General features: G+C 50.8%; 23 protein-coding genes. 11 read left to right on the top strand and 12 right to left on the bottom strand.

All coding sequences use genetic code 11. The annotated features are described in order from the left end of the window. Positions 1–38: 38 nt before the first annotated feature. Genes der through HC231_RS06085 form a run of 3 tightly spaced genes read left to right on the top strand, consistent with a single transcriptional unit; the run spans position 39 to position 2,794 of the window. Positions 39–1,535, top strand: coding sequence for a ribosome biogenesis GTPase Der (gene der / locus HC231_RS06075; protein WP_208230169.1), 1,497 nt, complete (start codon positions 39–41; stop codon positions 1,533–1,535). A 56-nt stretch (positions 1,536–1,591) separates the two neighbouring features. Next, positions 1,592–2,551: an AEC family transporter gene (locus HC231_RS06080; protein ID WP_208230170.1), complete on the top strand. Its 960-nt coding sequence runs from the start codon at positions 1,592–1,594 to the stop codon at positions 2,549–2,551. Positions 2,552–2,569: 18 nt separating this feature from the next. After that, the gene (locus HC231_RS06085; RefSeq protein WP_208230171.1) at positions 2,570–2,794 is read left to right on the top strand and encodes a zinc ribbon domain-containing protein; all 225 of its coding nucleotides are present in this window, start codon (positions 2,570–2,572) and stop codon (positions 2,792–2,794) included. Between the two features lie 658 nt (positions 2,795–3,452). Here HC231_RS06085 and HC231_RS23845 read toward each other — a convergent pair. From HC231_RS23845 to xseA, 5 genes are all read right to left on the bottom strand, one after another. Beyond that, a complete protein-coding gene (locus tag HC231_RS23845; protein WP_246494701.1) occupies positions 3,453–3,680 on the bottom strand; it encodes a hypothetical protein in 228 nt (75 codons plus the stop codon). Between the two features lie 25 nt (positions 3,681–3,705). Continuing rightward, on the bottom strand, positions 3,706–3,918 hold the full coding sequence (locus HC231_RS23850) for a hypothetical protein (protein WP_246494702.1): 213 nt from the start codon (positions 3,916–3,918) through the stop codon (positions 3,706–3,708). A gap of 163 nt (positions 3,919–4,081) precedes the next feature. Further along, positions 4,082–4,420, bottom strand: coding sequence for a protealysin inhibitor emfourin (locus HC231_RS06095; protein WP_208230172.1), 339 nt, complete (start codon positions 4,418–4,420; stop codon positions 4,082–4,084). Then, positions 4,417–5,460 (bottom strand): M4 family metallopeptidase, encoded by a 1,044-nt coding sequence (locus HC231_RS06100; protein ID WP_208230173.1) that lies wholly within the window; start codon positions 5,458–5,460, stop codon positions 4,417–4,419. Before HC231_RS06100 ends, HC231_RS06095 begins: the two co-directional genes overlap by 4 nt. A 101-nt stretch (positions 5,461–5,561) precedes the next feature. Next, positions 5,562–6,944: an exodeoxyribonuclease VII large subunit gene (xseA, locus tag HC231_RS06105; protein ID WP_208230174.1), complete on the bottom strand. Its 1,383-nt coding sequence runs from the start codon at positions 6,942–6,944 to the stop codon at positions 5,562–5,564. Between the two features lie 172 nt (positions 6,945–7,116). Here xseA and guaB point away from each other — a divergent pair, with 172 nt between their 5' ends. The 4 genes from guaB (at position 7,117) to HC231_RS06125 (ending at position 11,576) form a co-directional block, all read left to right on the top strand. Continuing rightward, complete coding sequence (guaB, locus tag HC231_RS06110) at positions 7,117–8,583, top strand: IMP dehydrogenase (RefSeq protein ID WP_208230175.1); 1,467 nt, start codon at positions 7,117–7,119, stop codon at positions 8,581–8,583. A gap of 156 nt (positions 8,584–8,739) precedes the next feature. After that, a complete protein-coding gene (gene guaA, locus HC231_RS06115) occupies positions 8,740–10,317 on the top strand; it encodes a glutamine-hydrolyzing GMP synthase (protein ID WP_208230176.1) in 1,578 nt (525 codons plus the stop codon). 375 nt (positions 10,318–10,692) lie between these two features. Continuing rightward, on the top strand, positions 10,693–10,938 hold the full coding sequence (locus HC231_RS06120; RefSeq protein ID WP_208230177.1) for a helix-turn-helix domain-containing protein: 246 nt from the start codon (positions 10,693–10,695) through the stop codon (positions 10,936–10,938). A 251-nt stretch (positions 10,939–11,189) separates the two neighbouring features. Beyond that, positions 11,190–11,576 carry a hypothetical protein gene (locus HC231_RS06125; RefSeq protein ID WP_208230178.1) on the top strand — a complete coding sequence of 129 codons (387 nt, stop codon included), beginning with the start codon at positions 11,190–11,192 and terminating at the stop codon, positions 11,574–11,576. 21 nt (positions 11,577–11,597) lie between these two features. Here HC231_RS06125 and HC231_RS06130 read toward each other — a convergent pair whose 3' ends face one another. From HC231_RS06130 to HC231_RS06160, 7 genes are all read right to left on the bottom strand, one after another. Beyond that, positions 11,598–12,182 carry a DUF4303 domain-containing protein gene (locus tag HC231_RS06130; RefSeq protein ID WP_208230179.1) on the bottom strand — a complete coding sequence of 195 codons (585 nt, stop codon included), beginning with the start codon at positions 12,180–12,182 and terminating at the stop codon, positions 11,598–11,600. A gap of 202 nt (positions 12,183–12,384) precedes the next feature. Continuing rightward, positions 12,385–12,756 carry a hypothetical protein gene (locus HC231_RS06135; protein WP_208230180.1) on the bottom strand — a complete coding sequence of 124 codons (372 nt, stop codon included), beginning with the start codon at positions 12,754–12,756 and terminating at the stop codon, positions 12,385–12,387. A gap of 735 nt (positions 12,757–13,491) precedes the next feature. Beyond that, entirely contained in the window at positions 13,492–14,106 is a 615-nt protein-coding gene (locus HC231_RS06140; protein WP_208230181.1) for a hypothetical protein, read from the bottom strand. Continuing rightward, positions 14,106–14,918 carry a histidine ABC transporter ATP-binding protein HisP gene (hisP, locus tag HC231_RS06145; protein ID WP_208230182.1) on the bottom strand — a complete coding sequence of 271 codons (813 nt, stop codon included), beginning with the start codon at positions 14,916–14,918 and terminating at the stop codon, positions 14,106–14,108. Before hisP ends, HC231_RS06140 begins: the two co-directional genes overlap by 1 nt. A gap of 258 nt (positions 14,919–15,176) precedes the next feature. Next, positions 15,177–16,010, bottom strand: a complete 834-nt coding sequence (locus HC231_RS06150; protein WP_208230183.1) for a lysine/arginine/ornithine ABC transporter substrate-binding protein — start codon at positions 16,008–16,010, stop codon at positions 15,177–15,179. A gap of 232 nt (positions 16,011–16,242) precedes the next feature. Next, on the bottom strand, positions 16,243–16,962 hold the full coding sequence (locus HC231_RS06155; protein WP_208230184.1) for an ABC transporter permease: 720 nt from the start codon (positions 16,960–16,962) through the stop codon (positions 16,243–16,245). Further along, the gene (locus HC231_RS06160) at positions 16,959–17,684 is read right to left on the bottom strand and encodes an ABC transporter permease (protein ID WP_208230185.1); all 726 of its coding nucleotides are present in this window, start codon (positions 17,682–17,684) and stop codon (positions 16,959–16,961) included. Before HC231_RS06160 ends, HC231_RS06155 begins: the two co-directional genes overlap by 4 nt. A 288-nt stretch (positions 17,685–17,972) precedes the next feature. Here HC231_RS06160 and HC231_RS06165 point away from each other — a divergent pair, with 288 nt between their 5' ends. From HC231_RS06165 to HC231_RS06180, 4 genes are all read left to right on the top strand, one after another. Beyond that, positions 17,973–18,881, top strand: a complete 909-nt coding sequence (locus tag HC231_RS06165; protein WP_208230186.1) for a LysR substrate-binding domain-containing protein — start codon at positions 17,973–17,975, stop codon at positions 18,879–18,881. A gap of 338 nt (positions 18,882–19,219) precedes the next feature. Continuing rightward, positions 19,220–19,510, top strand: a complete 291-nt coding sequence (locus HC231_RS06170) for a (2Fe-2S)-binding protein (protein ID WP_208230187.1) — start codon at positions 19,220–19,222, stop codon at positions 19,508–19,510. A 17-nt stretch (positions 19,511–19,527) separates the two neighbouring features. After that, positions 19,528–20,904: an FAD/NAD(P)-dependent oxidoreductase gene (locus HC231_RS06175; RefSeq protein WP_246494703.1), complete on the top strand. Its 1,377-nt coding sequence runs from the start codon at positions 19,528–19,530 to the stop codon at positions 20,902–20,904. Further along, entirely contained in the window at positions 20,901–22,046 is a 1,146-nt protein-coding gene (locus tag HC231_RS06180; RefSeq protein ID WP_208230189.1) for an NAD(P)/FAD-dependent oxidoreductase, read from the top strand. The genes HC231_RS06175 and HC231_RS06180 overlap by 4 nt, the downstream gene beginning before the upstream one ends. The last annotated feature ends 222 nt before the right edge of the window (positions 22,047–22,268 follow it).

Below are 22,268 nucleotides of genomic sequence, written 5' to 3' on the forward strand. Positions count from 1 at the left end.
CTGTAACGTATTGAAACATAAGTAATGAGGTTGTAACAATGATACCTGTCGTCGCGCTGGTCGGACGTCCGAATGTGGGGAAATCCACACTGTTTAACCGTCTAACGCGTACGCGTGATGCTTTAGTGGCGGACTTCCCTGGGCTGACGCGCGACCGTAAATATGGTCGTGCGGAAGTGGAAGGCCATGAGTTTATCATCATCGATACCGGCGGGATTGATGGCACCGAAGACGGCGTAGAAACACGCATGGCCGGGCAGTCGCTGATGGCGATTGAAGAGGCCGATATCGTATTGTTTATGGTGGATGCCCGGGCGGGGCTGATGCCGGCCGATCAGAGTATCGCTCAACATCTGCGTAGCCGACAGAAAGCCACGTTTCTGGTGGCCAATAAAACGGACGGCATCGATCCCGATACCGTCATCGGCGATTTTTATTCCCTGGGTATGGGGGAAATTTATCCGATAGCCGCTTCTCACGGCCGCGGCGTAACCTCGTTGCTTGAAAAGGTGCTGTTGCCGTTTGCCGAGGAAGAGCCGTCGTCTGAATCCGTTGAGCTGACGGAAGAAGAAGAGAATGCCGCTTATTGGGCGGAACAGCTTGCGGATGAGCAAGCGGCGGATGACGCTCAAGCCGAAGAAGACGATTTCGATCCTGAGTCGTTGCCGATCAAACTGGCGATTGTCGGCCGCCCCAACGTGGGTAAGTCCACACTGACCAACCGTATTCTGGGTGAAGAACGGGTGGTGGTTTACGATATGCCGGGCACAACGCGCGATAGTATTTATATCCCGATGGTGCGTGATGAGCGCGAGTACGTACTGATCGACACCGCCGGGGTGCGTAAACGCGGCAAGGTAACCGATACGGTCGAAAAGTTCTCGGTGATTAAAACGCTGCAGGCGATTGAAGATGCCAACGTTGTGATGCTGGTCATCGATGCCCGCGAAGGGATCTCCGATCAGGATCTCTCACTGCTGGGCTTTATCCTCAATAGTGGGCGCTCACTGGTGATTGTGGTCAACAAGTGGGATGGCCTTTCGCAGGAGGTGCGCGAGCAGGTCAAAGAAACGCTGGATTTACGCCTCGGTTTTATCGATTTCGCCCGCGTTCATTTTATCTCCGCTCTGCATGGCAGCGGCGTGGGCAACCTGTTCGAATCGGTGCTTGAAGCCTATTCCTGTGCGACTCGCCGGGTTGGAACCTCAATGCTGACCCGCATCATGCAAATGGCCGTTGATGACCATCAGCCGCCGCTGGTTCGCGGCCGCCGGGTGAAGCTAAAATATGCGCACGCGGGCGGTTATAACCCGCCGATTGTGGTAATCCACGGCAATCAGGTGAAAGATCTGCCTGATTCCTATAAACGCTATCTGATGAACTACTATCGCCGTTCATTGCAGGTTATGGGAACGCCGATCCGCATTCAGTTCAAAGAAGGGGAAAACCCCTTTGCCGATAAGCGCAACACCTTGACGCCTAATCAGTTACGCAAGCGTAAGCGTCTGATGAAGCACATTAAAAAGAGCAAATAACTCGATCAGGGCGGATATGAGACGCGCCCCGGCATTACTAAGTCACAAGGGAATTTATGTCTTGGGAAAACTGGAGTTTTGCGTTTAACGTTACGGTGCCTAACCTATTGATGCTGTTGCTTGGGGTTGCGCTACGTAAGCTGAAAATACTGAATGACGATTTTTGCGATTCGGCAATGCGTTTGGTTTTTAATGTATCGCTGCCTTGCCTGCTGTTTTTCAGCGTCGCCGCCAATCATCAGCCGATTATGGAACAATTGCCGCTGGTGATTTATGGCGTTGTCGGTACGCTGCTAACCTATTTATTGTTGGAGTTCGCCGCCATTTATGTCGTCAAAGAGCCGACCGAGCGCGGTATCTTTGTGCAGGGCGGATTTCGTTCCAATACCGGCATCATGGGGTTGGCGTTCGCCATGAGCGCCTACGGCAACGAAGGGGTCGCTATTGGCTCCATGTATCTGCTGGTAACCGTGATTATGTTTAACGTGCTGTCCGTTATTACGCTGACGCGCAGTTTAAAGCGGACAGCCGACGGGCGGGGGATCGGCACTCTCGCGTTGCTGAAGGGCATTATTACGAATCCGCTGATTATCAGCTTGCTGCTAGGGCTGTGCTATTCGAAGAGCGGCTTACCTATGCCCTCGGTGATTCAGCAGACCGGGAGCTTTATTGCCGCGTTGTCGCTGCCGTTGGCGCTATTGTGCGCCGGCGTCAGCCTCGACTGGCGTATGATTTTTCGTTCATCCAACGTGGCGGCGCTCTCTTCATTGGCTAAACTGCTGATCGTGCCGGGTATTCTGACGCTGGGCGGCTGGCTGGTCGGTTTTCGGGGCGTCACGCTTGGGGTGATTTTTTTGTTTTCCGCCACGCCTACGGCCGCAGGCAGCTATGCCATGACCCGGGCAATGGGCGGTAACCCGACGCTGGCGGCCAATATTATTGGCTTAACCACCGCCGGTTCGTTCTTTGTGATCGCGCTGGGAGTCTATTTGTTACGTTCGCTTGGCGTGATTTAGCTAATCGCAGGAGGAAAAGTGGAAGTCGTCTGTCCGCGCTGTCATGGCGTAATGAATTGGAAAAATGACAATCGTTTCTATTGCCCGCACTGTCAGCAGGACTATCTGCGTGAAGCGCGTTGTCCTGAATGTCAGCAACCGCTGCAAGAGTTAAAGGCCTGCGGTGCCGTAGATTATTTTTGTCAGCATGGGCATGGGTTGATTTCAAAGAAACGTGTGGTGTTTTCGCTGCATGAACGATAGTCGGTGAAGTGAATAGTGATGCGTTGCAGCAATATGCGCTTTTATCTTTCGAGGTTTTTTTTCCTGCTTTTCCTCCATTGATAGGTTATTTTCGCAATCCTTTTACTTCGACAAAAATAGACGAAAATATAAAATGATGATGAATTCATTAGTTTGAAAGAAGTATATAGTAAAAATATAATAATAACAGGAGTGAAAATATGCGAGATCAATCCTTTATGAATATACATGTTAATATTATAGATGCAGCTTAAAATACCCAGAAATAAAGATGTAATGTAAAGCTTCTCTAATGTTACCAATCCAATATTGTAACCTCGTGGAATGTAATGCGTGATCATAATAAGAGGTGTTATATAATAAAAAATGAGTGTGATAAAAGTGAAACCAAAATGAAGGCCATGATTGCTTTTATCACTAATAAATAGATCTGATAACGTTGTTGTATTTATTACTGCAACAGGGAGTAATAAAAAAACAGACAGTACTACTGTTAATGGTGTTACTGGTGGAAGCGCATTTTTTTCTTCAAGGAAAAAATTTTCTAATTTTTTTCCTGAGCGTCTGTAAAGCGCGGGATTCTTATCTCTAATCTCCTTTTCAATATCCCTTCCGTGACTGATTAATTCATTAAAATTCTTTCCTAGTTTTATCTTCATTATTTTAATACCGGAATGGATTGAATGACGCTAACCGCATAATTAGTGCTTTTTAACAGATTGTCCGGATTCCTTATAGTGCCACTTAAAGCGCTTCCGGCGAAAGCTGCAGTTCCTGTCAATGCATCATTAAGTTGTTTTTTCAATGTATTTTGAATGTCTGAACTTGGGAATCTTTTAGGGAAGATGCCCATCTTTATTGCTGTTTTTATTTGTGCATCTGTCATTCTTGGATTTTCTATTTTTATTAGCTCAAATGTCAACCTTGCCCTGTCCTGACGTGGAATTCAAATATCGCTGGTGGCCGTCAGCATAAATAATTCCTGCCTGATTAAAGTCTCTTGTACAGTCCAGGGCATTCGCCAACGCGCGGAAATCAAAATCAGCGCCTGACAGATTACCCGTCCAGCGGGACAAGTCATAGTCGGGCAAACCACCTTCGGCGAGGGAAGAGATCAACGGCATTTTTATGCTCCTTCATATTAAATAAATGCCAACAACTCGAAATTTATTGAGTATATAATCGTTAAAAAACAGGTAATTGCTTTCTTGAGTGTTTAATGGGTAAACAATAGCGCGCCAGATGATATGTAGGCAACTAGAAAATTCTTGTGCTGATTTAACGGTGTTATTTGCCTTCGCGCCATAGGGTGGTGAGTTCCGGCGGCGCCAGATCTTCCGGGACCAAAAACTCTTGCTCAGTACGGTGTGTTTTCTCTGCGGAGGAAAAAGAGATATGAATGCGGTAATAAAACTGGTCGCCGCGTCCGGGTGAATCAGGTTTTCCTGGTTCTCGCGCCTGCGGCAGAGCATGGCGGATAGCGGCGCAGATGCGTTCCCGCTCTGACTCCGGCAGGTTGGATAGCGCGAAACGCCGCAGCCCGTTCAACTTGGGTATCCAGGCAATACCGCCTTCACGCGCCAGTTCCACAATAGCGTCGTCGGTAAGCTGCGGCAGATTCTTCATAATCCCCCCATTGCGGACACGACGCCCACTTTTTCCCAGGATTGTTTGACAATATCAGCGACGGATTGGTCAAAGCGCTGTGCGGCATGCTGAATAGTGAACCGGGAGAACACTTCAAAGTCGGCGTTTTGCGGCAGCGATTTATCACACAGCGTGTCGTACCATATTCTGCCCGCCTTTTCCCAGGAGTAACCGCCAAGTTCGGTTGCCGCCAGATAGAATGCCCGGTTTGGTATACCGGAATTAAGATGGACGCCGCCGTTATCTTCTCGGGTATTAATATAGCCGTCCATATGAGAAGGTTGCGGATCCCTGCCTAACAACAGATCGTCATACGCGGTTCCCGGTTGCGACATTGAACGCAGGCCGGTGCCGTGGATCCCTTCCGCCAGCAGTTCCTCGCCGATCATCCAGTCCGCCTGTTCCGCGGTTTGTCCACGGTGGAATTGTTTCACCATTGAGCCAAAAACGTCGGATAACGATTCGTTCAGCGCGCCGGATTGTCTTAGATATATGAGCCCCGCTTCACTCTCAATCACGCCATGCGTTAACTCATGCGCCACAATATCAATGGCGATGGTGAAGCGGTTGAAGATTTTGCCGTCGCCGTCGCCAAATACCATCTGTTGTCCATTCCAGAATGCGTTTTGATACTCTTGACCGTAGTGGACGGTTCCGGTCAACGTTAATCCCTGGTTATCAAGGGAGTTGCGCTGGAAGGCTTGCCAGAAGAAATCATAGGTGACGCCAAGATAGTCATAGGCTTCATCGACGGTGATATCGCCGTTGCTGTTTTGGCCCTCTTTGCGTACCAGTTTGCCCGGCAACTGCTGCTGGTTTTCCGCATCATAGATTTCGCGATAAGCCTGGCCCGCGGAGGACAAGGCATGGGGCGCAGGTCTGGGATGCGTGCTGACCATCAGCGACTGGACGTGCATCAGGGTTTGTTGGGCGCAACGGCGCTGATCCTCGGAACCATTGGCAATAATGCGGTGCAAGATATAGGGAGGGATCACGCTGTGAATCGGCCTGGACTTCATACCTTTGTCTCCTTGAAGAAGGTGGCTATTGGCAATGCAGACGATCGAAAAGAGTGACGATTAATAATTTACCAAGGTAAGTATAGCTTAGTAGTGTATTACTATATTTTGCGGCGTTTGACTATTGATGCTGTCGCTTTTTCCGGCATCAGCGCGGTGACCTGGCTTTCAACCCAACCATCTTGCAGACGGGTTTTCAACGTATCACCCGGCGCGGCTTGTGAGATATTCTTCAGCACCCGGCCATCCGGCGTGGTCGTCACGTTGTAGCCACGCGCCAGCGTCGCCAGCGGGCTTACCCCTTCCAGGTGCGAGCAAGCGACGCCCAATCTTTGCTTATGCTGATTAAGCTGACGTTCAACGGCATGCTGCATCTGATACTGCAACTGTTGTAAACGTTGTTGCGCGCGATGAATCTTCGGCTGCGGTTGCTGCTGTATCAGACGCTGTTGTAAACGTTCGCTTCGGCGCGACAACTGTTTGAGCTGCAACTGCATTCCTTCATCCAGCCGCTGGCGCAGTTTAACAAGTTGAGTCTGCTGGCGCGCCAGGCGCAACTGCGGATGCTGCTGCTGTAAACGGTGATGCAAACGGGTAAATTCACGGCTACGTTGGGCGAGGAAGTAATCCATCGCCATTTCCAGCCGCTGGCGCTGGGATTGTAGCTGGCGGATCAGTTCGAGCTGATTGCGGCTGACCAGTTCCGCTGCGGCTGATGGCGTAGGCGCGCGCAGATCGCCGACGAAATCGGCGATGGTGACGTCGGTTTCATGACCGACCGCGCTGACGATGGGAATGCGGCTGGCGAAAATAGCCCGTGCGACCCGCTCATCGTTGAAACTCCATAAATCTTCCAGCGATCCGCCGCCGCGGCCCACGATCAGAACGTCACACTCTTCGCGCCGGTTGGCCAATTCAATTGCGCGGACAATCTGTAGCGGCGCTTCAGCGCCCTGCACCGCGGTGGGGTAGACCACCACCGGCAGTGAAGGATCGCGGCGTTGCAAAACCTGTAAGATATCGTGTAGAGCGGCGCCGCTGGCCGAAGTAATGACGCCGACCCGTTTGGCCGGGCTCGGCAGCGCCTGCTTAAACTGTTGATCGAAAAGTCCTTCCGCGGCGAGACGCTGCTTTAATTGCTCAAACTGCTGTTGCAGCAAGCCATCGCCCGCCGGCTGCATACTTTCCGCCAGCAGTTGGTAATCGCCGCGTGGCTCATACAGCGTAATCGAGGCGCGTATCAGCACCTGCTGGCCGTTTTGCGGGCGAAAGGTGACGCGGCGGTTGCTATTGCGAAACATGGCGCAACGTACCTGCGCGCGCTCATCCTTCAGCGTAAAATACCAGTGGCCGGAGGAAGGCTGGGAAAAGTTGGATATTTCACCGGAAAGCCATATCTGACCCATCTCCATTTCCAGCAGTTGCCGAACCGTCTGGTTTAGACGGCTAACGGTGAAAATTGCAGAAGAGGGGAATTGAGACATTGTGAGCCAGATCAAATATTAAAACAGTGACTTAATTGATCGATACTACCTGCATGTAAAAGGTAATCAAGCATTTTTTTTAAAAAACACTGGAGACAACCGGTTACGCTCTGTATAATGCCACGGCAATATTTTATCTGTTCTTCACATCCACCTTGGTGAGATATTGCCCATGCTACGTATCGCTAAAGAAGCACTGACGTTTGACGACGTCCTCCTTATTCCCGCTCATTCGACTGTTCTGCCTAATACGGCTGATTTAACGACTCAACTGACGAAAACCATTCGCCTGAATATTCCTATGCTGTCCGCCGCGATGGATACCGTAACGGAATCTCGTCTGGCGATTGCGCTGGCGCAGGAAGGCGGCCTTGGCTTTATTCATAAAAATATGTCCATTGAACGTCAGGCTGAAGAAGTTAGCCGCGTAAAAAGACATGAAAGCGGCGTCGTTGTGGATCCTCAGACCGTAACGCCGACCACCACGCTGCGTCAGGTAAAAGAACTGACCGAACGTAACGGCTTTGCCGGTTATCCGGTGGTTGCCGAAGGCAATGAACTGGTTGGCATCATTACCGGCCGTGACGTGCGTTTCGTCACCGATTTGGATCTGCCGGTCAGCGCGGTGATGACGCCGAAAGAGCGTTTGGTAACGGTAAAAGCCGACGAAGCCCGTGAAGTGGTTTTGCACAGAATGCATGAGAAGCGCGTTGAAAAAGCGCTGGTGGTGGATGATGAATTTCACCTGCTCGGCATGATCACCGTAAAAGATTTCCAGAAAGCGGAACGTAAGCCCAACGCTTGTAAAGATGAGCATGGCCGTCTGCGCGTTGGGGCTGCTGTCGGCGCCGGCGAGGGTAACGAAGAGCGTATCGATGCGCTGGTTGCCGCCGGTGTCGATGTGCTGCTGATTGACTCTTCGCACGGTCATTCCGAAGGCGTGTTGCAGCGTATCCGCGACGCCCGCGCCAAATATCCGAACCTGCCGATTATCGGCGGTAACGTGGCGACCGCCGCAGGCGCAAAAGCGTTGGCGGACGCCGGCGTCAGCGCGGTTAAAGTGGGTATCGGTCCTGGTTCCATTTGTACTACCCGTATTGTTACCGGCGTGGGCGTTCCGCAGATCACCGCTATTTCCGATGCGGTCGCCGCGCTGGAAGGCACCGGTATTCCGGTTATCGCCGACGGCGGTATTCGTTTCTCCGGCGATATCGCTAAAGCCATCGCCGCCGGCGCCGCTTGCGTGATGGTGGGCTCCATGCTGGCCGGTACCGAAGAATCTCCCGGCGAGATCGAACTGTATCAGGGGCGTTCTTTCAAATCCTACCGCGGTATGGGTTCGCTGGGCGCGATGTCCAAAGGCTCCTCCGACCGTTACTTCCAGAGCGACAACGCGGCGGACAAACTGGTGCCGGAAGGTATCGAAGGCCGCGTAGCTTATAAAGGCCGCCTGAAAGAAATCGTCCATCAACAGATGGGCGGCCTGCGTTCCTGCATGGGCCTGACCGGCTGCGGAACGATAGACGCGCTGCGCACTCAGGCCGAGTTCGTACGCATCAGCGGCGCGGGTATTCAGGAAAGCCATGTTCACGACGTTACCATTACCAAGGAATCACCGAATTATCGAATGGGTTCATAAGGTGATTACAGGCTGATTTAATTCGTTAAACCCGGTAATATTCACCGGGTTTAATTACTTTTAGCTTTTATATCCGGTGGATTTCAAGGGGCAGGCGGTCTACGCATCTGCAATCTGAAAGACGAAGGGTATATTCGTATTTGGAATACGTTTCCCATGACAGAAAACATTCATCAACACCGCATTCTTATCTTGGATTTCGGCTCGCAATACACACAGCTGGTTGCACGACGTATTCGTGAACTGGGCGTTTATTGCGAACTTTGGGCATGGGATGTCACCGAAGCGCAGATCCGTGAATTCAATCCTAACGGGATTATCCTTTCCGGCGGCCCGGAAAGCACCACCGAGTTTAACAGCCCGCGCGCGCCTGAGTATGTTTTCCAGGCTGGCGTGCCGGTTCTGGGCGTATGCTACGGCATGCAAACCATGGCTATGCAGTTGGGTGGTCATGTGGAAGGCTCCAGCGAGCGCGAGTTTGGTTACGCGCAGGTTGAGGTTAAAACCGACAGTATGTTGGTGAAGGACATTCAGGATGCGTTGAGCGCAACTGGCGCGCCGCTGCTGGATGTTTGGATGAGCCACGGCGATAAAGTGACCGCCATCCCCGCTGGTTTTGTCACGGTCGCCAGTACCGATACCTGCCCGTTCGCCATTATGGCTAACGAAGAGAAACGTTTTTACGGCGTACAGTTCCACCCTGAAGTGACGCATACCCGTCAGGGATTGCGCCTGCTTGAACGTTTTGTGCGCGATATCTGCCAGTGCGAAGCCTTATGGACGCCGGCTAAAATTATCGACGATGCGGTTGCCCGCATTCGCCGGCAGGTCGGCGACGACAAGGTGCTGCTTGCCCTGTCCGGCGGGGTGGATTCTTCCGTTACCGCGATGCTGCTGCAACGCGCGATCGGCGACCGCCTGACCTGTGTTTTCGTCGATAACGGACTGCTGCGCCTTAACGAAGCCGAGCAGGTGATGGAGATGTTCGGCGACCACTTCGGGCTGAATATTGTGCATATCGAAGCGGAAGAGCGCTTCCTGAGCGCCCTGGCTGGCACCGACGATCCGGAAGCGAAACGTAAGATCATCGGCCGCGTTTTCGTTGAGGTATTTGATGAAGAAGCCATCAAGCTGACCGAAGTTAAATGGCTGGCGCAGGGCACCATCTACCCGGATGTGATCGAATCCGCCGCATCCGCAACCGGTAAGGCGCACGTCATTAAATCTCACCATAACGTCGGCGGTTTGCCGAAAGAAATGAAGATGGGTCTGGTCGAACCGCTGAAAGAGCTGTTTAAAGACGAAGTGCGTAAGATCGGGCTGGAGCTGGGCCTGCCGTACAACATGCTTTACCGTCATCCGTTCCCAGGGCCGGGCCTTGGCGTACGCGTGCTGGGCGAAGTGAAGAAGGAGTACTGCGACCTGTTGCGTCGCGCCGATGCGATCTTCATTGAAGAACTGCATAAGGCCGAGCTGTACAACAAGGTCAGCCAGGCATTTACCGTCTTCCTGCCGGTGCGTTCCGTTGGCGTAATGGGCGATGGCCGTAAGTACGATTGGGTTGTCGCCCTGCGCGCGGTGGAAACCATCGACTTTATGACCGCGCACTGGGCGCATCTGCCGTATGAATTCCTCGGCCGCGTCTCCAACCGAATCATCAACGAAGTGGACGGCATCTCCCGCGTGGTTTACGACGTATCCGGCAAGCCGCCGGCAACGATTGAGTGGGAGTGATATACAGCCATTTATCAATCACCAATAACGAACTCATTTAAAATATAACCCGCTGTAATTAGCGGGTTTTTTAACTCTCTACGATAGCGTAATGATTGGTTTAAGCATCCTCTTTCTGCCGACTTTTCCTGCAAGACCTTCATTGATGCGGGCAGCGTAATTAAACGGGGGGTAATTTCAGAGATAGTATCAACATGCTTCTTCCCGTAAATAGGATGGGGGAGAGATTTTCTTAAACCTATCACCAGATCTTACACGCGCGTTACTCATTTTATTAAAAATATCCTCTTATGTGACTCATCGTCCGTGGTCCGACAGCTAATAAACGGCAAGACTATCTCCGCAGAAATAAATTTTTTTATGTGTGGAGGGGATATGGAACCACATGACTGGCATCCGGCGGATATTATTGCGGGTTTAAAAAAGCAGGGAACAACGATGGCGGCGATTTCCCGAGGGGCGGGGTTGGCATCGTCCACGCTGGCGAATGCATTGACGCGACACTGGCCGAAAGGCGAACGCCTGATCGCCGAGGCGCTAAATAAACGCCCCGAAGAGATCTGGCCTTCGCGCTACCGAAACATCGGGAGCGGGCAGGGCGGGGGAGGGAAATCAGAATGAAAAATAGCCAATAGCGATTTGCGAAATTTTGTGTTTTGCATAGGTAGATTTCGGCGCTGCACACTTGATACGGGAAAGCTGGCGCGGTGCATTATCGTTGCCGCAAGCTGCATTCTGTTCGTAAAGCTACCGCTTCGCTGTTATCCGCCTACGCGCTGATGCGTATTCACATATCAAACATTGCAACTTTTCGGTAAAAATTTAGGTATCCGGGTATATTAAACGGCTGAAAGGATAAGGGGGGAGCGGATATGCAACCAATACGGCGAATGGGTGATGGATATGAACCGCACGTCGATCAGTTTGGCGAGCGGTTGACCTACTCGCTGCCTGTCGACTCGGGGTTTGTCAGCTTCAGCTTCTCGTTTGAGATTCGCCAGACCGATCTGGATGTCCTGCTTTGCGATGACTACCGGCGTGCCGTTCTCGAAGTCACCGCGCATACGTTGCTACAGCGTTCGACGCTGAAGGGAAATAACCGCTTTACCCAAAGCGACTTCGATAGCCTTGTCACCGATGCGCTTCACTCCGGGGGCGATTTTCTCCAGGCATTTATCGCGCGGGTGAGCCGGGAAAATAACATTGCTATTGATCACTATGTGAAAGAAGTTATGAACCGGCGCTCCGCTGCAAGCTGAGCCTGCTATGACAAGATCCGTTCAACTGAAAATTTTAGACAGCAATGCGCCATTGACCGTTTGCCGCATGATACTGAGTAAACGATCGTCATCGGCATCATGCAGGGTTACAAAAGCGATAAAATCCGCATGTTGATCAAACCGGGCTAGCGCCGTCTGCGTCTGCCTAATCGCCCCGGCAGCGCAGGATACGATCTCTTTTTCGACCACGGATTGATAATATTGCTGATAAAACTCGGCGCCTTTTTCATCATACAATGGGCCCAATTGGTCCATGATCTCGCCAAGCGCCTGATCGAGCCCGTCATCATCGTCATCCAACTCATCCAGATGGAACGAAAAGTCGCCCGAATTATATTTGATGCCGCTGACGCCATCGATATCCAGTGCGCAGTGCCGATTCTCATGCTGGCGATATTCTGCCAGCGTGGCGTCGAAGGCATCCTGCGTATTCCAGGAGACTCGACATCCGCCGTTTTCAATATCCAAATCCAGACAAAAAGCATAAACCTCTCGGTTTTCCGCATGTGAAGAGAATACCAAAGCCGCACGTTCAATTTGGCGAACAAAACAAGACGCCACCCGGTCAATATTTAAATTAATCATTCTGCTTCCATTATTTTCAGTCACGGCTCCAATCATCGGCAAATCCGTTAACGCCACTCTTATCGCCGAATTATTATGTCATCCTCAGTTATAAGGGTAACAATTCGATATTCTTCGGCAAGGCAGCCAACGACAGCTGTGCATAAAGTCGCCGCTGGCCCGCAACGCCGGGTAGCGAAAATAGCGCCCCCCGAGTGAACGACTACTCGTCGAATATCAGCAAGTCGGCGATCTTCCAGCCATCATTGGTCAGCTTAAATAGCCATAGCTCGCGACATTCCCTATTGAGTTCACGACGTTGAATAACGATAAATACCGCATCATTAAAGTTCTCACCCGATTCGATCAGCATGCTGTCATCGAAAGTATATCTCGATGTGTCGCCATACGAATTATCCAGCCAGTAATCATCATTACGGCACCAGTATTTCTGATAGATCTCCGCCCGCCGCGGCGTCATCTTTTCCAGCCGGGCATTTATTTCGTTGTCATCCGCTGGTAGTGGCAAATAGAGATCGTCAAGCGCCTTCATTTCGGCAAAATAATTTTTAATACATGCTAACGGCGTATCCACTTCTCTCTCCGAACATGATGGTGTGCTAAAAGCGATGTCAGCGGCCCAACAGCATAGCGCACGCGCCGCCATCGTTGGGTACGAATTTGAACGCCACAAACGGTGATTTCGCGCAGAAACCAGGGATTGACCGAGTAAGGCGTTTGCAGTGGTATCTACTGAGTTCCGCTAACCCCTGAAATCGCCAGTAGAATCCGGCGATTCTATCTTATGATGACTATCGACTTCCATCCTGTTCCGTTCATTTTTACCGTGAGGTTTACGGCAAAAAACAGAGCAGGCCGCGGGGGGACGGTATGTTGGCGGAAACTAATCTCAGGGCGTTAAAACTCAAAGACAAACTTTGCAAGGCGACCGACAGTGACGGCTTGTATGTTACTGTCGCTAAATCTGGCCTGATCGCCTTTCGTTTTGACTAGCAGATCAACGGCCGTCGTGAAATGCTGACGATGCCAACTACAAAGACGGTACGCGCCGGTGATATCTCGCCGGATCGGCGGGCGTCTTAGGCACGCCTTCGCGCTCAAGTGCGTTGTTGGTTGTTGTGGCACTACTGCTCACGGCATGGAGCGGCTTTCTGGACCGCAAGGCTTTGGCTGAAAATAGCGAGTAGAAACATGATGCAGATTAGAGCGAATATCCCCTCGGCCATAGACCTGATACGGGTTCCCGGCCAGTTCGCCTTAACACAACAGAAAATGCTCAAAAGTAGATTATCGCCGAAGGCAGAGTTGTCTACTTTATAACTACGTATTGGTCTGCACCAACGGAATACTGGTATGGTATTCCTCCTGTGGCAGAAAAATCCCCATCAGGGGGATTTATGCCATTTAGAGCAAGAAAGTGAATTAGATAAGTGCCTGAATTTTCTATGCTATGTACGAATGTGAGCTCATAGGTCTCACTGGCTCCAACATTAACGAATTGTAATGGTATACGGCTGAGCGTTCCCGCGTAGCGACCAGAAAGGAGACTGATCGGTTTCTGGTAGATTGGCTTCCCCTCAGAAAAGGTAATGGGCACCAAAGTCAAAGCATCATCGTCCAAGGTAACTTTGCTTTCTTCATTGCCAAGATTAGACAGAATGACCTTAACTTGAAGCAGATTTTTTCCATTATCGAGTGGTTGAACCGTTGATTCGACCTTTGCTTGGATATGTGGTTTTTGCGTGGTCTTCTGAGCCAACTCCTTCAATGTATATTCTGTGACTTGTTTTTCCTTTTTCACATATATGGTTGAATAGACTCCCCATACCGCGACGGCTATAGCAGCAATGATCGTTGTAGCTTGTGAGAGGATTTGAAACCGTAGATGGATTTTTTCAATTTTGCTGAGCGAATTCTCCGTCATTATTGGCTCCTTGTTAAAATAGGTGAGGCATTATCGGAGGCGGTCAGCGCCCCCGACAAAAACCTCTTCAGACGCGGACTTTGTGGATTGTCGAACACGGCTTCCGGGGAGCCTTGCTCTTCAATTTTCCCTTGATCCAGGAAGATCACCTGAGTGGACACTTTACGGGCAAACTCCATTTCGTGGGTCACAACGATCATGGTTTTGCCTTCTTCAGCCAGCTTCTGCATGATTTTCAAAACTTCTCCCACAAGCTCCGGATCCAACGCCGAAGTGGGTTCATCGAATAGCAGCGCTTCTGGCTCCATCGCCAGGGCGCGTGCAATGGACACGCGTTGTTGCTGGCCGCCGGACAGCTCAGAAGGATATTTACTGCACGCCAATTCATCGATGCCGACTTTATTCAGATATCGTATCGCCCGTTCCCGCGCTTCCGCCTTGCTGATGCCCAGCACATGTACCGGGCATTCCATCACGTTTTCCAGTACGGTCATATGGGTCCACAGGTTAAAATTCTGAAACACCATGGCAAGACGAGTACGTAGTAATTGTAGTTGTTTACTGTCGAACACCTTCAACTGGCCGTCTTTGTCCCGAACCATACGCACTTCTTCGTTATTGATGCGGATAACGGCTTCACTTGGTTTTTCCAAAAAATTAATGCAACGCAGGAAAGTACTTTTGCCAGATCCTGATGAGCCGATGATAGAGATTACGTCCCCGGCTTTGGCGGCCAGCGACACGCCTTTAAGCACCTCCTGTTCTCCATACTGTTTGTGCAGTTCGGTTACGATTAATTTATGTTCTGACATGTGTGTGATTCTCGTTGATATAAGCAGTTGAATCTGCTTTCCCTTGCTGATCTCACAGGCGGGAACCTTCGCTGCGCACAGGGATTGAGTACAAATTATTATTTAAAATAAATGAGAGAGAATAGTGTTAGCTGGTTTATCCCGGGACGGAGTAATAGCCGAAATTCCGCTATTCCTCCTCCGGGGTGATCAAATTCATCAGGCTGGTATTTCGATATAAATTTATTGATCCCAAATAGGGATGAAAACCATGCCGTATTAATCTTTGGGTGTAATGTCAAAACCAAACCATTTTTCGCTCAGTTTTTTGAGTGTCCCGTCCGCACGCATCTCTTTTAAACCCGTATCCAACTCTGATTTCAGGGCTGTATCTTCTTTACGCAGACCTATCGCGACTGCGCCAAAGGCTTTTCCGGAAAATAACGGCCCGGTAATGTTCGCATCCTTCATGTCTGGTGTTTTCAGCGCCTCCTGAAGTACCGTGACGTTTGCTAATATCGCATCAATGCGTCCGGCTATTAGATCCAGATTTGCCTCATCGATCGTTTTATACTCCCGCACGTCTGTACCTTTAAAACGGTCGGCGAGAAATGAAGCTGCTGTGGTTGATGTCTGAACGCCGATAACCTTGCCTTTCAGTTGGCTGGAAAGTTCGCTAATGACGGCGTCCGCATTAGCCTTGTCGGCTTCTAGCCCAAGACTTTCGCCCTTACCGGCAAGAGAAGGAAGCGAACCGTCCTTGAGCGTCAGGAAAGTATTGACTGCAACGGCATAGGGTTCAGAAAAAGCGATGACCTCTTGACGCTTTGGCGTAATGCTCATTGATGCAATGATGACATCATATTTCCCTGTTTTGATCGATGGAATAATGCCATCCCAGCTTTGGGCATAAATAGCGCAGTCGGCTTTAATGCGGGCACAAAGTTCATGGGTGAGGTCAATCTCGAATCCGTCAAGCTGCCCCTTGGCATTGGTGAAGTTCCATGGCGCAAAGGCGCCTTCGGTGGCGACACGTATTTTACTCTGCGCAAAAGCCGGGGCTGTGATAGTCATGGCGACGGCGGTAATAAGAGTGAGTATGGTGAGTCTCATATTATTGACCTTTTATATTATCATTGCAGTTATCAGCTAATTTGATTTTTTCATGATGCGGTAACCGAGGAAACTACATCAACGCGCTGGATATTTTGTTGTCAATGTCATTTATTGTTGAATTTATTCCCCTTGATGTTTTGGCGATGAAATTTTTTATTGCTTGCTTCCAAATTTCATTCGCCATGTTGATACTTCCCAAAAATAAATGGCGTCTCATATCAATTTGTATTCAGAAGTAATTCCTACTCTGGCATTGTTTGGCAACGGCGGATGTGGGAGACATACGGGATTCCAGTAAACGGATGATGTATACGATTGAGAAATTTAGTCCCAGATAAATCAGACCGGCGACGGCGAATATTTCAACGGGACGATAGGTTTCAGAAATCGCTTTCGCCGCAAGCCCGGTAATCTCCATTAATGTAATCGTTGACGCCAGCGCCGTTGCCTTTACCATTAGTATGATTTCATTGCCATAGGCTGGCAGCATGCGAACAAACGCTTGCGGAAGGATGACCCGCCGATACGTCAGTCTGGTCGTCATACCGAAAGCTAGCGCCGCCTCAATCTGCCCTCTGGGTACGGTAATAATTGAACCTCTAACGATTTCAGCGACGTAAGCAGCCGTGTTCAACGATAAAGCGAAAACCGCACACCACCAGGGCTGACGGAGCAATGGCCAGATGACGCTCGAACGAAGCTCAGGAAACTGACTAATCCCATAGTAAACAAGGTAAATTTGTACCAGAAGCGGCGTTCCCCTAAAAAGCGTCATGTAGCCCTTGGCGATCAGATCGAGGGGGCGTATCCCTGAGGTTCTCATCAGCGCCAGAATCAGCCCGAGAATTCCGCCGAAAAACACCGAGCAGGCGGTCAATTGAATAGTTAAAGGAATGCCTGGCAGCAGACGCATTAACATCTCATGCAGGAAATTCAGTTCGGTCATCATGATTTATGCTCTGTGCCGCGGTTGATTGAACGCATTGAGATCTTTTCTGCTTTATCAAAACATTGCCCTGAGAGCCAGGAAATGCAGAGGTAAAGTAGCGCCGCAGCCAGGTAAAAAGTGAAGTACTGATGAGTGGAGCCGCCGGCAATCTGCGACTGGCGCATGAGTTCAACAACCCCAATGACAGAAATGAGAGCCGTTTCTTTTAACAACATTTGCCAAATATTTCCTATTCCCGACAAAGCATGACGCGCGGCAAGCGGCAGCACTATGCGTCTTATACGCTGCATCACACCCATACCAAATGCCAGGGCGGCCTCTATTTCTCCTTTGTCTATTGCCTGAATGGCTCCCCTGAAAATTTCGGTCAGATAGGCTCCGGAAACGATCCCTAGCGCGCAGACGCCGATAGCAAAAGCAGGGACGCCGACAAATCCCTCGCCGCCAAAAAATCGGCTGACTGCCGTCAGGGCGCTCGAAGAGCCAAAATAGAATAGGTAAATCACCAAGAGATCGGGAATACCGCGAAACACGGTTGCATATACTTTGGCGAGGCTGCGGAAAATCGGAATACCAGAAAGCATGGCGAGCGAACCACACAGGCCCAGTAGCGTGCCGAAAATCATACCGGAAATCGCCAAGGCGAATGTGGTTCCCAACGCTTCTATCAGGAAGAATCCCCAGCCTCCTTCACCGAAAGACAATAGTTGTAAACTGGACATTGCTAATACCTTCTGTGTATCTGAATTTTTAATACTGTGTCCCAGCAGTGTTGCAATGGATTACGGGATCTGGAAAATTAAAATTTAAACGCCTTGCATTACATAATGTTATGCTTTTACATTAACCATTGAATGATAATGGATTATTGGCGGATCTACTCTGCAACTCGACGATTTTGCCGATTAACTTAGCATTTATCATGCTCATGCAATCCCGCGGAATGCTTACATAAAGCAATACCGGAACAGATTGAGTTTTATCCATTTACCATGTCATAAGGAAATATTATGTTCCAATCGCACCGACTTAATCTCAGACAGGTTGAAGCATTTCGCGCAGTCATGCTGACCGGTCAGATCACGGCGGCCGCGGAGCTCCTGTTTGTGACGCAGCCGGCGGTCAGCCGTCTGATTGCTGATTTTGAGCGCAGTACAAAACTGCATTTGTTTGATCGTAAAGGAAACCGCTTAGTCCCCACGTCGGCGGCGTTTGCATTGATGCATGAAGTTCAGAATGCTTTTATCGGCCTGGACCGGATCGGAAAGGCGGCGGAAGATATCGGACGCAATTTTGCAGGAACATTACGCATCGTGGCGATGCCCGCATTGGCAAATGGCATTCTCGCCCGCTTTCTCGCACAATTTGTGCGTGAGCGAGAAGGGCTGCATGTTTCACTTGATGCATTACCGTCGCCAACGGTTATTGAGCGGATTGCTTCAGGTAATGTGGAACTTGGATATGTTGACTTCCAATTTGATCGTGCCGGAATGCTCTGCCGTCATCGTTCAATTGCCGCTGTTGTTGCATTGCCATCCGGTCATCCACTTTGTATGAAGCCTTTTTTGACGCGCAGTGATTTAGTCGGTGAAAAGCTGATAGACATTGAGCCCGGCTCGATTTTCTCCAAACGTTTGAGCGTAGAGCTGGAGGGCATCGACAAGGCTTCCATGATCGAAACCTATTATTCTCATACCGCCTGTTCCATGGTCATGGCGGGGGCGGGTTTGGCCGTGACGGATCCCTTTTCCGCCCATGAGTTTCTGGGGCGCGGCCTGACAATCCGTCCTTTTCAGCCATTTCTTGAGGCGGGGTTTACGGAAATAAGATCGGTTGATCATGCAAACGGCGATCTAACCTCGGAATTTACCGATGCATTTTGGGTTTTTCTTCAGACCGAGTTAGATATTGCTGGGTGAAAGCAAACGGCAGACGAGCCAGTCTGCTCCGACATTATTCCAGTTTGGTTATTATAAAAGCATTACGCTTCCCGGTTTATATATCACCCATTTCCCCCCTTGGTTAATGAACCCCTATTTGTCATAGAAGTTTTTCTTATATTCTCAAGGTCACTCTGTTTAGTGAATTATATTTGTCGCGATGTCCATAATATTCAGGCATGGAAGCCCCGCCTAAACTCATTTGAATTATCCTCGTTTGGGCGGTTTGATTGTAACCATTGAAAGCGGAAGAGGAAAAGTTCACAGACTTCGCCCCTGACGCGTTATTCGAAGGTTTATTATCCGGAGATTTAGTCATGCCTAAACGTATTGAGAATATGGATACGGTAGTCACTTTTACTTTCGAAGGGCAAACCGTCAGAGCTCAGGCGGGCGATAGCGTCGCCGCCGCTTTAGTGGGCGCCAATCTGCGTAGCCTGCGCGATAGCGTCGTTAGCGGAGCTCCGCGAGGTGTTTTTTGTATGATGGGCACATGCTTCGATTGCCTGGTGGAAATTGAAGGCGTAGCCAACCGTCAGGCCTGCATGACGCCCGTTCGCGAAGGCATGAATGTACGTCGCCAGCGCGTTTATGAGCAGGTGAAATAATGATACGAGTTGTCGATGTGGCGATTATTGGCGCCGGTCCCGCAGGCATGGCGGCCGCTATTGAAGCATCAAGGGCGGGGCTGTCGGTTATCGTGTTTGACGAACAGTCATCCCCGGGCGGGCAGATATATCGGGGAATAGAAACAGCCAGCGGCGCGCGCCATAAAATACTCGGCAAGGACTATACGTCGGGGCTTGCTTTGGCAGAACGTTTCCGTGACAGCAGTGCCGAATATTTTTCCAATACCACGGTTTGGAACATCGGTACAGACAAACTCGTTGAATTTAGCCAGAACGGTCAGTCAAAAAGCATCCGCGCCAAATCAATTGTCTCTGCGACGGGCGCGCTGGAACGTCCTTGCCCGCTCCCCGGCTGGACGTTGCCCGGTGTGACCACGGCTGGCGCTTTACAGATACTACTTAAAGCCGCTGGTATCGTTCAGGAGGATACGGTTCTGGTCGGATCCGGACCGCTTTTATGGGCGATTGCCGCACAGATGGTTGATGCGGGTATCCCGCCAAATGCAATCGTCGAAAATTTACCTAAAGGCCGGATGAAAGCCGCGCTGCCGTATCTCCTAAAGGCGCTTAGGGCGAAGGAATATCTCATCAAGGGGGTTATGTTGATGCAAAAAGTCCGCCGCGCCGGGGTTCCTGTTTATCGCCATGCGACCAATATTAAAATTGAAGGCGAGGGGGCCGTCGAGGCGATTACTTTTGCGGCGAAAGGCAAACGTCACCACATTGCGGCGAAATATATCGCTCTGCATCAAGGGGTTGTGCCAAACCAGCAGATCACTCGGCTTCTATCCTGCAAGCACTTCTGGGACCAGAGCCAATACTGCTTTCGCCCTGAGGTCAATGAAAGGTACGAAACTTCAGTGCCGGATGTTTATGCGATTGGCGATGGCGCGGGGATCGGCGGCGCGAAGGCCGCTGCGCTTCAAGGACGCCTTGTCGGGCTAAGCCTTGCGGTGAAAGCTGGCAAGGCAGACAATCGGGACATTGCGCGCATTCGCAAGGCGTTATCCCGTGAGGGCAGCATTCGTCCCTTCCTTGAGGCGTATTATTCTCCGGCGCCGGATATCCTTCAGCCCGCGGATGAAACCATCGTCTGCCGTTGTGAAGAAATTACGGCGGGTACGGTGCGAAACTCGGTAAAATTGGGCGCCACGCGGCCAAACGAGGTGAAATCGTTGTTTCGAACGGGAATGGGGCCCTGCCAGGGCCGTGTCTGTGGTCTGGCCGTCATGGGCATCATCGCCGCTCAGCGCAATGAAGATCCGGAACTCGTGGGCTATTACCGCATACGAGCGCCACTCAAACCCATCCCGCTTGATGAACTTGCGCATTATGCCGTCGAACCTGGCGCTTCGGAAGGTCGCGCCGTATGAATAATTCTTCTAATACTTCAAAAAACTGCGACCTCCTTGTCATCGGCGGGGGCATACAGGGCTGCGCAACGGCGCTTTATGCCGCAATGAACGGCATGTCGGTCATTGTTCTGGAAAAGGACAGCGTGGGGCGCCACGCGTCGGGAGTCAATGCCGGCGGCGTTCGGCGCTTGCAGCGCCATATCGCTGAACTGCCGATATCCAATATGTCCATGGGGATCTGGCATGACATCGAAAATATCCTGGATGATGACTGCGGTTTCAAGATTGCGCCGCAGATTGAGGTTGCTGAAACCGAGTCTGAAATGGAACTGCTGAAGTCCCGCGCCGCACTGATGCGCAGTCTGGGTTATGACAACGAGGTCTTACTCGACTGCCGTGAACTGAAGCAATATTTGCCGGCCGTTTCGGACCATGCCGTTGGGGCGCTGGCCAGCCTTCAGGATGGTTTCGCCCAGCCATACAAAACGATGTTGGCTTTTAAACGAAAGGCCGAAGCATATGGCGTTCGTTTTAACGAAAACATCTCAGCTCGTCGGCTTGACAGGAAAGGCGCGTTCTGGGAAGTAACCACTTCCGCCGGCGTATTTCGGGCGCCCAAAATTTTGAACGCGGCCGGCGCTTGGGGAGGAGATCTTTCCGCGTCGCTTGATGAGCCCGTACCTCTCGAAGCCGTTGCCCCAATGATGATCGTCACCGCTCGACTGCCGCATTTCTGCGATGCCGTGGTTTTGGCGGCGGCGCGGCCCCTCTCTTTCAAACAGATGCCTAACGGAACGGTGGTCATCGGCGGTGGGCGTCTTGGGCGTACGGACAGAGACTGCAACCTCTCGGAGGTGCTTTTTTCCAACCTGCGTCCAACGGCCGAAACGGCAATCGACCTGTTTCCCATTATGAAGAATGCGACGATAGTCCGTACATGGTCCGGTGTGGAGGGGTGGGTGCCTGATGGCATTCCGGTTATTGGTCCTTCCTCAAAACATGAAGGGCTTTATCACTGTTTTGCCTTTTGTACTCACGGATTCCAGATGGGGCCGGGTGTCGGTAAGGTGATGAGCGATCTGATCGCCACCGGATCGACGGATTTTGATCTTTCACCCTTCGCCATCTCACGTTTTCAGCGTGAGTCAAAAAATCTATAAAACAAAAGCGTTAGCCGGTTTGAATCTTTGTACATTGGAAAGACCTGACCGGCAAATATACGATAACTTCCCAGCGTCTCTTTACGGTTTGTTTGAACACAAACGCGCCGCCAGTCCAGTCGCGCTTTATCATCGGCAATTTCCGGCCAGGCCAATGGCGGGGTTGTGCTGGCAGGCATCGGTTTGTTGGTATTTGAATTCCTACCTGACCCTGGTTTCAAG

The sequence above is a fragment of the Brenneria izadpanahii genome, from assembly GCF_017569925.1.
GTDB lineage: Bacteria > Pseudomonadota > Gammaproteobacteria > Enterobacterales > Enterobacteriaceae > Brenneria > Brenneria izadpanahii.